This window comes from Lacibacter cauensis, from assembly GCF_007830055.1.
GTDB classification, from domain to species: Bacteria; Bacteroidota; Bacteroidia; order Chitinophagales; family Chitinophagaceae; genus Lacibacter; species Lacibacter cauensis.
In genome coordinates this window covers 102,988-115,218 of record NZ_VLLE01000005.1, presented here as the reverse complement: position 1 = coordinate 115,218, position 12,231 = coordinate 102,988, and the positions used below count along the sequence as shown (strand labels likewise).

The following is a 12,231-nucleotide window of genomic DNA, read 5'->3' as shown; positions in this document are numbered from 1 at the left end:
GGGAATTGGGGATTTGGAATTCGGATTATCGTAAAACATGAGTGAGTATAGTGGCAACATCTTACACTTCGTAACTCGTAGTTCATCTTTCATAATAAATAACCTGAACAAAAAACCACCCTTATGTCATTGTTTGTACAAGAAGATTCCATTGTTCGGCAAATCTGGGGCAAGAGCGATACAGTGCTGTTTATTTTTGCCGGCGCTTCTGCCGAATTTGCACTCAACAAAGCTGTTGACTGGCTATACTTCACGGGTAAACTTCCTTCCGATCCGTTGGGCCGATTATTTTCTACGGTAGATTATGCACGCAGGATCGTGTTCACATCAACCGAAGATGCCAACAAAGCCATCGACACTATGCGACACATTCATGCTGCAGTAGAAAATAAGAGAGGCTATAATATTCCCGATTGGGCTTACCGTGATGTGTTGTTCATGCTCATCTACTACTCCATTGCTTCGTACGAATTACTTGAACGGAATTTAAGTAATGAAGAAAAAGAAGAAGTATACAATGTGTTTTACCGTGTTGGTATGCGCATGGGTTTACAAGAGCTGCCATCCACGTATAACGAATGGCTTCCTGTTAGGGAAACACATTTACACAACGATCTGCAGACGAGCAATTACACACAGGATCTTTTTCAACAGTATAAAAAGCATCTTGGCAGCATGCGTTTTAAAGTATTGATCGAAGGGCAGAAATTAGTTGTACCTGAGCGTGTAAAACAACTGCTGCATTTCAGCGATTTTTCTTTGCTTACGCCGGTTGTACCTTTGTATAAAATCAGCAGGTTAATGAAAATGGACTGGCTGCTGAAAAGCATTTTACTTCCTTCCGATTATAAAGAACAGATCAACAACCTGGATGTGCAGTAAAAACAACAGTAATAAAAAATCCCCCTGCAATGCAGGGGGATCGTATACTTCATTTAAAAAGCTTATTGCTTGTTGTACATTAACTCGTAGTACTCATGTGCCATACGGTTACTGTCGAACTGGAAGCGTACATCACGCATACCGTTCTGTACAATCTGGCGCCACACCCCAAAGTTGTCGTAGTACAATGGTAAAATCTGGCGTTCGAGAATTTCATACATCTGATCCAGATCGTATTGATCCTGCTCCTGTACATGCATAGCACTGTAATCAACCGGCGGAACAATAAAGCTGTTGTTACCATGGTTGGCAAATTCGCAGATCCATCCGTCGAATGTACTGAAGTTAACAGCGCCATTCATAGCTGCCGTCATACCGCTGGTGCCGCTGGCTTCACGTGGTACACGTGGGTTGTTTAGCCAAACATCAGCAGCCTGTTTCAACCGCTTACTTAAAGCCAGTTCGTAACCGGTACACACAGCAACGTTTTTATAGTTCTTGCTCAGGTGAACAAGGTTATTGAAATCGCTGATAGCAGGATAATCAACCGGGTAAGGTTTACCTGCCCAGATAATCTGTACAGGATATTTTTTATTGCTGAGTAATGCATTGAAACGTTCAAGATCACGGGTAATCAGTTCTGCACGTTTGTAACCAGCAAATCGACGAGCCCAAACAATCGTCAATACATTGGGATCGAATAATTTTCCTGTCTGGTCAGCAACAAGATCAAACGCACGACGCTTCAGGTAATTCTTACGATCATCAAAACGCTCTTCGTTGCTCTCATCCATCGAGAAATACAATTGCTTATCGGCCCAGTAGCGCCAGTTCTGTGCATTGGTAACATGCGTAATGGGAGCAATACCTTCGTAGTGGCTCCACATCTTCCTGCTCACTTCACCATGCAAGGCACTTACACCGTTTGCATTTCGTGCAAAACGCAATGCTGCCAGTGAGTGATTGAACTGATCATCATAAATACCGGTGAGCTTGCGCACTTCATCCAACGGAAGTCCGCAGAAGTAACTCATCTTTTCGCACAGATACATATCGTGCTTTTCGTTACCTGCTTCTTCGGGTGTATGCGTGGTAAATACCAACCGCTTTTTCACCTCATCGATATTGCCGAATTTATTGTAGAGATAAAATGCAGACGAAATACCATGTGCTTCATTCAAATGATACACATCGGGTTTAAATCCTAATTCATCAATCAACTTTGCACCACCAACACCCAGCAAAATAAACTGGGCAACTTTTGTTGCAACATTGGCATCGTATAAGCGATGACAAATGGTTTGTGATACATAATCGTTCTCCGGCAAATCGGTGCTCAATAAAAACATGGGAGCACTCTTGAATGTTTCCGGATTCAGATACCACGCTTTTACCCATACCGGGTGATCGTGAATATTGATCTGGAATTTGATACCTGTATCTTCTAAAAAGTTGTAGATTTTTTCGTTCCACTGCACCTGCAGTGTCTGGTCCTGGTTGCGTGCCTGGTCGTAGTAACCAAACTTCCACAAAATACCAATACCAATAAGGTTTTGCTTTAACTCGTAAGCGCTGCGCATGTGCGAACCTGCCAAAAAGCCCAAACCTCCGCTGTAAATTTTAAGCGGTTGGTGTACGGCAAATTCCATTGAAAAATAAGCGACTCTTTTTGCGTATGCATTATCAGTCGCATAAGGAACATTGTAGTGAGTAAAGGTCATAAAAGGATAGTTCTTTGCTTAGGGGCCGCAATATAACCTGAAAAACGCAAACAGCCCCTTTTTAGGGTACTGTCTTATCAACATCAAACGTTAGGCAATACAGCTGTAGCCTCAATTTCAATCAGTAAACGGTTATCAATAAGCGCCGATACCTCTACCATCGTGGAGGCCGGTTTAATGGCTTTAAAAAACTCGCCATGTGCCCTGCCCGCCTCCTCCCAAAGCGAAATATCGGTGATGAACATGCGTGTGCGTACTACATCAGACAAACTACTACCTGCTTCGGTTAATGCACGCTCTATTTTCTGCAGAATAAATTTTGTTTGGGCGTAAACGTCGCCTTCGCCAATAAGCACATCGCCATCCATGGCTGTAGTGCCTGCTACTTCAATAACGTTGCCGATACGAACAGCTCTTGAATAGCCCACCACATCTTCCCATGGCGAACCGGAGCTGATATTTTTTCGATGATGCATAGTTGATGATAATGTTTTTTTTAGACGACAGACAATGGACAACAGACCACCACTCACTTCTTCTTTTTCTTCTTCGGCTCTGCCTTCCTTGGATAGCTGCCTTCGAAGAAACAGGTGATGCCTCTGTACAAACCGCAATTCTGTTCGGATATGCGAACAGAGGAAGTGCCGAAATCGAACGTTAAAATACAATCGCTCGATGCATCACGGAAAATGCCTTTGTTCTTTGCAATCCATTCGCCTGTACCTTTTACTTCTCCTACACACTCCCCGTTTTGTTTGCTGAAGTGAATGAAGAATTCAAACTCTTTTTCCGTTTTACCATCACGGATGGAAACAAGGTTCTTTTTATCGATGGAATAATCAGCCGAATATTTTTGTGTACGGGGCATACTGTCAATCGGGTTGCCCATGATGAGATCACTGAGATCTTCAGTACTATTCGTCATAGCCACAATAAACCTGCCCTTCTCATCCATGAAGTAAATGGTTTCATTCGTCCAGATTTCTCCGGTTGGTGTTTTGCGTTCCTGTATGAAACTGATGTTATTTTTATTATCAATACGGCAATAACGAACACCGGTCCCCTTGGGCAACAAACCCGTTACATTCATCGAACCGAGATAAGCAGCTTTTTTATCGAAGTACAATAACTGAACAGCTTTTGTTTTTCCCAGTACCGATTTTACCAGCACATAATTCCCCTTGTCGCCATCTTTTATTTTTCCCAGCAGGTACAATTTCAATCCTTTTGTTTTTGGATAGAATTGCTGATATACAGAATCGGGCAAAAATGTTTTATACGTTTCCTGGTTAATGAGCAGCGAATCTTTTTCCTTTCGGTTAATTACACTATCGTTTACAAGTACGGGGTAAGAAAGCTCAGCTGCAAGCGTAATAAAATCAGCTGCTGTTAAGTCGGCATCGGTAATTTCTTTGGGCTTCTTGTCTTTACAGGAAACCACCGCAAGCAGCAACAGCAGCACAAGTGAAAAATAACGGTTCATGTAGTTATGCGAAATATGAAAGTTGAAGATAGTGGATTTGTTTTGGAATTGAAAAAGAGCAGCACAGCAGTAAGGCTTTCTGCTGATTGCAGTACAACAGGTATTTCGGTACACAGAACCGTTCATAAATATTTTTCCGACAGATTCGGTATTTATTTTTTAGATTTGTCTAAATTTTAATTTCATACGGAATGAATTTTTCGACAGCAGAAGAAAACTACATCAAAGCCATCTGGCGGTTGCAGCAGAGCGATGCCAATGTAACCACCAATGAGCTATCGGCCGAACTGCAAACCAAACCGGCATCGGTAACGGATATGCTCAAACGCCTGAGCGAAAAGAAAATGCTTCACTATGCGCCCTACTATGGTGTAAAACTTACAGCCGATGGAAAGAAGCTGGCCTTAAACATTATCCGTAAGCACAGGTTGTGGGAATATTTTTTGGTAGAAAAATTACAGTTTAACTGGGATGCAGTGCACGACATTGCAGAAGAGCTGGAACATGTAAGCAGTCCCGAATTAATTGAACGGCTCGATGCATTTCTCGGTTATCCGAAAGCCGATCCGCATGGCGATCCGATACCCGACAGTAAGGGCCGAATGACCATTACCAGTAACCTCAGCTTACAGCAACTGGAAGTTGGTGCAACAGCAGTGGTTACCGGCGTTGGCGATCAAAGCAGCAGTTTGCTGGAATTGCTCAGTCAGAAAAATATCGGCATCGGCACTAAGCTCGAACTGAAACAGCGCCATGCATTTGATGGTTCGGTTGAAATCAAACTCCGCAATCAACCCATTATTACATTAAGCGAACAACTGGCAAAAACCATTTTGGTAAAGACGGTTTAAACAGATCAGAATTATGAAAGTGCAGCATACAGAAACATCGTTGAGCGAAGTACATGCATCGGTAGACACGACTGTTCCCGTAAAAGGATGGCGCAGGATTTTAGCGTATGCAGGACCTGCTTACCTCGTAAGTGTTGGTTATATGGATCCGGGTAACTGGGCCACCGATTTACAAGGTGGTGCAAAATTCGGCTACCAGCTGATATGGGTGTTGCTGATGAGTAACCTGATGGCATTGCTGCTGCAAAGTTTAAGTGCCCGTTTAGGCATTGTACGCCGCAGAGATCTTGCACAGGCCAACAGGGAAACCTATCCCCCATTGGTCAATTTCTGTTTGTATGTGTTGGCCGAAATTGCCATTGCAGCCTGCGATCTTGCAGAAGTGCTGGGTATGGCATTGGGTATTTATCTCTTAACAGGTTTACCGTTGATCTATGGTGTAGGTATTACTGTGCTTGATACACTGTTGTTGTTGTGGTTGCAGAACTACGGCATCCGCAAACTGGAAGCGTTCATTATTTCATTAGTTGCTGTCATTGGTGCTTCTTTTTTAGTAGAGATTATTTTAGCCAAACCTTCTATACCGGAAATGGCACAGGGCTTTATACCCACTGCATTAAGCAACGAGGCCTTGTACATTGCTGTTGGTATTATTGGTGCTACGGTAATGCCGCATAACTTATACCTGCACTCCGCATTGGTACAAACAAGAAAAATCGGCACCGATAAAGCAAGTATACGGCGTGCATTGAAGTTTAATTTCATTGATAGTACCATTGCATTGAATGCAGCTTTCTTTGTTAATGCAGCAATCCTTGTATTAGCTGCAACGGTATTTTTTAAAACAGGGAACACACAGGTTGCAAAAATTGAAGATGCACACCAGTTGCTTTCGCCTTTGCTGGGTACTAAACTTGCGCCGATACTTTTTGCAGTAGCCTTAATTGCAGCGGGACAAAGCAGTACCATCACAGGTACACTTGCCGGGCAAATTGTAATGGAAGGTTACCTGCATCTGCGCATCAATCCATTATTGCGTCGTTTGCTTACACGTTTAATTGCCATTATACCGGCTATTGTGGTGATACTTGTTTATGGCGAAGAAAAAGTAGATGCACTGCTGGTGTTCAGCCAGGTGGTGTTGAGTCTGCAGTTAGGATTTGCTGTTATTCCGTTGATTCATTTTGTAAGCGATAAACAAACCATGGGTGAATTTGCCATTGGCTTGTGGATGAAAATTGCAGCCTGGTGCATTGCAGGTATCCTGGTGTTCCTGAATGTGCGTTTGGTTTTGCAGGAAATATTAGCGGTGTATGATGAACCCGGTCATCTCTTCTGGAAATTCCTGATTCCCGTTGTGGCTTTGCTGTTTGTTTGGTTGTTTATCATGATGACATTCCTGCCGCTTATCAAAAAGCAAATGCGGAAAGAAACATCGAAAATGCACAGTCCTGTACCCGAACTGAACAACCTGCATGTGCCCGATATTAAACGCATTGCTGTTGCACTCGATTTTTCGGTGAACGATGAAAAATTAATTGCCTATGCCTTGCACCAGGGCAAAAAAGATACTGATTATATTTTGGTGCATGTGGTTGAAACAGCACCCTCCCGTTTACTCGGCGAAGCAACCGACGATGAAGAAACCCGTAACGACAGGCAACGACTGGAACTATATGCAGCCACCCTACAACAACAAGGTTATACTGTTACAGCTGCATTAGGTTATAACAACCGCACACGGGAAATTGTACGCCTTGTAAAAGATACGCAAGCCGATATGCTCATTATGGGTGCACACCGGCACAAAGGTTTAAAAGATTATGTTTTTGGCGAAACCATTGAAACGGTGCGGCACGAATTAGATATACCTGTATTGATTGTGAATGTGTAGTTTTCGCTGTTATGGGTTAAAGGTTATGGGTTACGTGTATAAACTCCCGTAACGAACTACTACCTTACAGGAATTTATATTTTTTGTTTGTGTCTTGATGTTTGAGTTTCCCCTACCCGTAACATTTAACCCATAACTCATAACTGTTTTGCAGGAATACCCTATCTTGATATATAAATACTGCATTATATGAGCACCACCAACCCCAACGATCGCTATCTCATTTCCTTTTTAACCTTACGAAAAGCCGTTGGCATTATGGGCATGGCTTTGCCCTTTGTATTAATGCTGGGCTTTTTTGTGATTGATGGTAACTGCAAATTTCCGCCAAGCATCAGTCACTTCTTTTATACCAAAATGGGGAATGTGTTTGTAGGTGTATTGTGTGCTGTTGCGTTGTTCCTGTTTGCATACAACGGTTACGATAACAAAGACAAATGGGCTGCAAAGCTTGCTGGTCTTTTTGCTACCTGCGTAGCCATGTTTCCAACCAATTATAACAGCTATGCACCGGTTGATTGTTCCCGCATGGCAAAAGTGGAAAATGCTTTTGCCAATGCCATGCACTACGGAGCATCGGTATTGCTGTTTTTAACCTTTGCTTATTTCTGTTTTTTTCTGTTTACCAAAACAAGTCAGTCGGGTGAAGTAAAAGGCAATAAACTCATCCGTAACAGAATTTACATTACCTGCGGCATCATTATCATTGTAAGTATTGCAGGCATTGCAGTAATAGGTGTTGTACCTGCATGGTACAAAGCATTGAAACATTTGAAACCCATCTACTCGTTAGAAACGGTGGCCTTAATTGCATTTGGTTATTCATGGCTGATAAAAGGCGAAACCTTTTTTAAAGACGAGGCCAAATAAGCTGATCACACAGATTATTTGCAACTCCTTCTTGTGAATAAGAAATTGCTTTTTGCAGTGCTTAATAACAAATAATCATTAACACAACTCCTTTCACCAAAATCATTTCGCATACAAACTAACCCGCAAAAAAGATGTTATGAGCTGATTGATGTTGCATGAAAGTATTTGTGTGGAATTAATTACAGCAACCTTCACTCTTCAATAGTAAAATGAAATAGAGAGTACCATTTGTATGATGGAGCGGTAAATCCTTAGTGGCAATAAACTCATACACTTGTTTTATAATTATTTCTAATATATATGAGTTATAATGCTAGCATGCGCCTTGTTATTGAGATAATTTTGCGCAAAAAGGTTTATGTATAAATTTTACACGCTTATTCTTTCCCTTACAATCTTTATAAATTTTAGTACAGAGGCTCAATATTGTACTCCATCAGTAAGCACTGGTGGTCTTTATTTTAGCTATGTCAGTTTCGACTATGCACCGAGTGCGCAAGGCATTACAGGTGGCCAGGTATACTTAACTGCTTCTAATGGATACACTGTTACAGGAGGGTCTGCAGGCACGATCAAAAGAAATTGTACGGGATCTCTTTGGTTTGGTGTTCAAAACCAAACCGGGAGCACTCAAAATGTTTATATAAAAGTTTTTTGCGACTTTAACGGAGACCTGGACTTTGCGGATCCCGGAGAAGAAGCAGGGTCCAGTGTTTATAACAACTTAGCTACCGGCAGCAGTCTGGGAACCGGATTATCAATCAACATGCCGCCAGTGCTTGATTTAAGTAGTTTGCGTGTTCGTATTACCGTGAAAGCGGGCTCCTACGCAACTGCCTGCGGAACGTTTACAGGAGAAGTAGAAGATTATACTCTTACAATACCAGCCAATACAGCTCCTACCATTAACAACTTAGCCACCCCTATACTTAACCGCATTTCTGAAACAGAAACAGCATCGGAAGGCATGTTAATCGGACAGGTTATTTATTCTTTAGAACCCACAACCGCTATTGTTAGTGATGCAGATGCCTGCGATCAGTATTTAGGTATTGCTATTACAGGAACAAGTGCTACAAACGGCATTTGGGAATACAAAATACCATCCGGCAGCTGGACTTCTATCGGCGCAGTAAGCGAATCGAATGCTTTACTATTATTTTCAAAAAATGATACAGAAACCCGAATTCGGTTTGTTCCTACGGGTGCAGGAACACCCAGCCTTACATTCAGAACCTGGGATCGATCAGTAAGTACAAACGGATCATACCATAACATTACTGCTACCGGAGGTTCTACTGCTTTCAGCACGGGAACAGTAACCGCTACTATGGATGTGGTTTCTGCAAGTTCAATCGGCACAGATATTAATTTTTACGCACCAAGTTATGGTAATGAATTCAATCGCTTCAATCTGATAAAAGGCAAACTCAACAGATCCTCGGCCGTTTTTACGAATGTTAAAGAAATTACTACAGACAACCTTGCCGGAGCAGGATATGATATTGTTGTTGATGCAACAAGCAATAAACTTTTTTGGATTGCCGGCGATTCCTATTTGTCTTTAATGAGCAGCAATTTAGACGGCACTGCTGTTACAAACCTTACCAACTTTGCATATCCTACCGGTTTGGCACTTGGCAATAACAAACTTTACATTCTTGATTATGGAACCGGTATTTTCAGCACAAATCTCGATGGAACCGGTAGCGTAAACATTACAGGCGGCGCAGGGCAGGTAAACGATTTAAACGAAACGGGTGATATAGAGTTTTTTAATAACAAACTCTACTATGTTAATCAGCCCGGTGCATATGGAACTGCATTCTATATTCGATCGACTAACACAGATGGCACAGCTACAACCGATCTGTATAGCACTTTAAACAGAATCTACGGATTGGCTGTTGGAAGCACCGCAGTTTATTTTACCGAAATTGATGCATCATCCGTAAGTTATCTTAAATCAATTCCATTAACCGGAGGCTCTGCAACTACTATAGCAACGATGAGTAACAGATATTGGAATGATCTTTATTTGGATGAACCTAATGCCAAACTGTACATAACAGATGCGCCGGTTTCTTCAAACCGATATGGTTTTATTAGGAGTATTTCTACATCGGGTGGAGCACTTACCACCAATTTCGTTTCAGAAAGTTCTCTGTATGGAATTGCATTAGAGACACCATCAGCAACTCTGCCGGTATCAATTACATCTGTTAATGCTTCTGCAATTGATACAAAAAACAAGGTAAACTGGAAAACTGCAAACGAATACCAGGTAAAACAATATGAAGTACAACGTTCAGCTGACGGTGTCATGTTTTCCGTTGCAGGAATTGTAACCGCAACAGGAACCCAAGAGTATCAATGGATAGATGTACAACCATTTACAGGTAAAAGTTTCTACAGAATTAAAGCAGTAGATTTTAACGGCGCTACAAGTCAAACCAATGTGGTAGTTGTTTATCGTTCATTAGCTGCAGCACTACACGTTTTTCCAACACTTTTAAACGGAGGACAATCTGCTACTTTGCAATACAGTGCTGTAAATAAAGGTGTGTATAAACTGCGCCTGCTTTCTGCAACAGGTATTGAGATGCAGGTATATTCAGTTAATATTTCCGGCACGGGAAGTATTACATTACCTGTTCCTGCAAATTTGCAAAAAGGGTTCTATCTCTTACAACTCACTGGAAAAGATATGCAATACCAAACTAAAATTATTGTGCAATAAGCTATACAACGAATAAACAACAAAGGGCTGTCTATAAAGAGACAGCCCTTTGTTTTATGAAATGAATCTGCTTGAATGCTTCACCTGTTTAATGCTGCAGCGTTCCTTACCACGTATGAGTTACAGCAGACAAATACCCCGTTTACATTCTTCCCCAATATGTAAATCGATGGCGGTAAACCCTTTAACCGTACAAAGTTATTTCCTTGTTTTATCCATTTCACTTATCAAAACAAATTGTTTGACTTCATCATCATTATTGTAAGCATTACCGGCATTGCAGTAATAGCTGTTGTACCTGCATGGTACAAAGCATTGAAACATTTGAAACCAATCTACAGCCTTGAAACAGTTGCACTGCTTGCATTTGGTTACTCCTGGCTGATAAAGGGCGAAACCTTTTTTAAAGACGAAGCGAAGTAATAGCGAACACGCAACTCTTGAACCTGTTCAGGAAAGCCGCAGGTGAATGATGATTGTTTCCATATCACCTTTTACCAATTGTTCAATATTGCCATTGTAATAGGTGATGCGGTTGTTGATGCTGTTTTGTGCAGTTGCCTTCAGCTGCTGCAGAAAACGAAACTGCAGATCGTTCTGGCTTAAACGAATGGCAATTTTTTCCGGTTTATACAACAGCTCAACCTTTATGGTTGAAGCTGCAGAGTGATGCAGCGTAATATCGAGGTAATCCTGTACAATCCTGAACACAGAAAGCTTATCCTGCAAAGGGTACTGTTCAATCAGAGATTCCTTGCATATGAAGTCGATCTTCACTTTGTACAAACTTTGTAGAGAAGCCACGTAATCCTTCATGCCCTCTATTAAACCAATATCGGCAATAACTGCCGGGTGAAGCTGCATACACAGTTTCGACACATCACGCATTGCCTCATCGGTAAGCATGTAACTTTTTTCCAGTAATGTTTTGTTGTGCTGTTGCTGCATCGCTTCGCCCTGGTACATTTTTACTGCAGCGAGCGTTTGGTTGATATTATCACGCAATGCGTACACAATATTCTGGTTATCGGTTTCCTGCTTTTCAATTACCGACCGCAACTCCTTTTTACGTCGCCTGTTTTCCAGCACAAGAATACGGCTGTACAGTTTTTCCTGGTAGTTGTAAATAAGAATGAAATAATAAACGGTTAAAGAAAAGGAAAGGAAGAACGAGAGGTAAAACGTTCGTTTCGCTTCGATCAATTGATCAGCAGGATACTGAAAATGATCATCTGCCAAAATCAGTGATAACAGCAGAAATAGGATGGTAACGCCGGAAAACAGCAATACATACTTTTTACTTCCTTCGCTCCTGAACAGGTAGATATAAACGAGTATCAGTGGAAAATAATACAGATAGGTTGCACTCCTGATTCCCAGTTTAAGCGAAATAAGAAGAAACGCACTATTGAACGTCATTAACGAAATAGCCTTTGCCAGCAAAGTAAAACCCCTGCTATGCAGAATCAGGGAGCCGATCAGCAAAAGAGATGCAACACTCAGCACATACACATCATAGTATTCACCGTAGCCGGAAAGGACGCTATCGACAATATTTATACCAATGGCAATCAATGCCAAATAAACAAAACGGTTAAAGCCCGTTAGAACGCTGTGCTTGGCAACATCGTTGTAAGATGAAGCACCTTTCATAATCAGAGAAATTGAAGTTTGGATACTGGATTTAACTAACAACAAAAATACGGCATCTGCAAACGGCTCTGCCGTCTCCCCAACTATTTCTCGAAGGAATAGATGTTTATACTGATAGCTACCGCTAATCGTAC

10 protein-coding genes are annotated in these 12,231 nt (G+C 41.6%); 6 read left to right on the top strand and 4 right to left on the bottom strand.

Going from position 1 to position 12,231, the window contains the following annotated elements; genetic code table 11:
• Window positions 1–123 precede the first annotated feature (123 nt).
• A complete protein-coding gene (locus tag IQ13_RS14155) occupies window positions 124–882 on the top strand; it encodes an oxygenase MpaB family protein (RefSeq protein WP_144887045.1) in 759 nt (252 codons plus the stop codon).
• A gap of 62 nt (window positions 883–944) precedes the next feature.
• On the opposite strand, the gene glgP is transcribed toward IQ13_RS14155, so the two are convergent.
• From glgP to IQ13_RS14140, 3 genes are all read right to left on the bottom strand, one after another.
• Window positions 945–2,603 (bottom strand): alpha-glucan family phosphorylase, encoded by a 1,659-nt coding sequence (glgP, locus tag IQ13_RS14150; protein WP_144887044.1) that lies wholly within the window; start codon window positions 2,601–2,603, stop codon window positions 945–947.
• A gap of 83 nt (window positions 2,604–2,686) precedes the next feature.
• Complete coding sequence (locus tag IQ13_RS14145) at window positions 2,687–3,079, bottom strand: RidA family protein (protein ID WP_144887043.1); 393 nt, start codon at window positions 3,077–3,079, stop codon at window positions 2,687–2,689.
• Between the two features lie 53 nt (window positions 3,080–3,132).
• Window positions 3,133–4,086, bottom strand: a complete 954-nt coding sequence (locus IQ13_RS14140; RefSeq protein ID WP_144887042.1) for a hypothetical protein — start codon at window positions 4,084–4,086, stop codon at window positions 3,133–3,135.
• A 191-nt stretch (window positions 4,087–4,277) separates the two neighbouring features.
• Between IQ13_RS14140 and IQ13_RS14135 the strand changes: the two genes are divergently transcribed.
• The 5 genes from IQ13_RS14135 (at window position 4,278) to IQ13_RS14115 (ending at window position 10,867) form a co-directional block, all read left to right on the top strand.
• Window positions 4,278–4,937: a metal-dependent transcriptional regulator gene (locus IQ13_RS14135; protein WP_144887041.1), complete on the top strand. Its 660-nt coding sequence runs from the start codon at window positions 4,278–4,280 to the stop codon at window positions 4,935–4,937.
• Between the two features lie 13 nt (window positions 4,938–4,950).
• Window positions 4,951–6,831 (top strand): Nramp family divalent metal transporter, encoded by a 1,881-nt coding sequence (locus IQ13_RS14130; protein ID WP_144887040.1) that lies wholly within the window; start codon window positions 4,951–4,953, stop codon window positions 6,829–6,831.
• Window positions 6,832–7,020: 189 nt separating this feature from the next.
• Complete coding sequence (locus IQ13_RS14125) at window positions 7,021–7,701, top strand: hypothetical protein (protein ID WP_144887039.1); 681 nt, start codon at window positions 7,021–7,023, stop codon at window positions 7,699–7,701.
• Between the two features lie 646 nt (window positions 7,702–8,347).
• Window positions 8,348–10,444: a GEVED domain-containing protein gene (locus IQ13_RS14120; RefSeq protein ID WP_242009575.1), complete on the top strand. Its 2,097-nt coding sequence runs from the start codon at window positions 8,348–8,350 to the stop codon at window positions 10,442–10,444.
• A gap of 237 nt (window positions 10,445–10,681) precedes the next feature.
• Window positions 10,682–10,867: a hypothetical protein gene (locus IQ13_RS14115; protein WP_144887037.1), complete on the top strand. Its 186-nt coding sequence runs from the start codon at window positions 10,682–10,684 to the stop codon at window positions 10,865–10,867.
• Window positions 10,868–10,894: 27 nt separating this feature from the next.
• Here the strand turns inward: IQ13_RS14115 and IQ13_RS14110 are convergent, their stop codons facing one another.
• Complete coding sequence (locus IQ13_RS14110) at window positions 10,895–12,097, bottom strand: hypothetical protein (protein ID WP_144887036.1); 1,203 nt, start codon at window positions 12,095–12,097, stop codon at window positions 10,895–10,897.
• Between the last annotated feature and the right edge of the window lie 134 nt (window positions 12,098–12,231).